The sequence below is a fragment of the Streptomyces sp. BK79 genome, from assembly GCF_044142145.1.
Lineage (GTDB): Bacteria > Actinomycetota > Actinomycetes > Streptomycetales > Streptomycetaceae > Streptomyces.
Genome location: NZ_JBHVOC010000102.1, coordinates 1 through 361, shown reverse-complemented (window position 1 = coordinate 361; position 361 = coordinate 1). Strand labels below are relative to the sequence as shown.

Annotated in this window: 1 pseudogene; it reads left to right on the top strand. The window is 69.0% G+C overall.

Annotation, left to right across the window (positions count from 1 at the left end):
* Positions 1 to 346, top strand: a pseudogene (locus ACFIF2_RS35975) (2-oxoglutarate ferredoxin oxidoreductase subunit alpha); the annotation flags it as partial.
* Positions 347 to 361: the final 15 nt, after the last annotated feature.

The following is a 361-nucleotide window of genomic DNA, read 5'->3' as shown; positions in this document are numbered from 1 at the left end:
TGTCCCCGACCTCCAGGTCGACGACCCCGACGGGGCCCGCACCCTGGTGCTGGGCTGGGGCTCCACGTACGGCCCGATCACCGCGGCCGTGCGCCGCATCCGAGCCGAGGGCGGTCACATCGCCCAGGCGCACCTGCGCCACCTCAACCCCTTCCCGCCCAACCTCGGCGAGGTACTCACCCGGTACGAGCGCGTGGTCGTCCCGGAGATGAACCTCGGCCAGCTCGCCACCCTCATCCGCGCCAAGTACCTCATCGACACCTACTCCTACACCCAGGTCAACGGCATGCCGTTCAAGGCGGAACAGCTCGCCACCGCGCTCAAGGAGGCCATCGATGGCCACTGAACTCACTCTCACGGC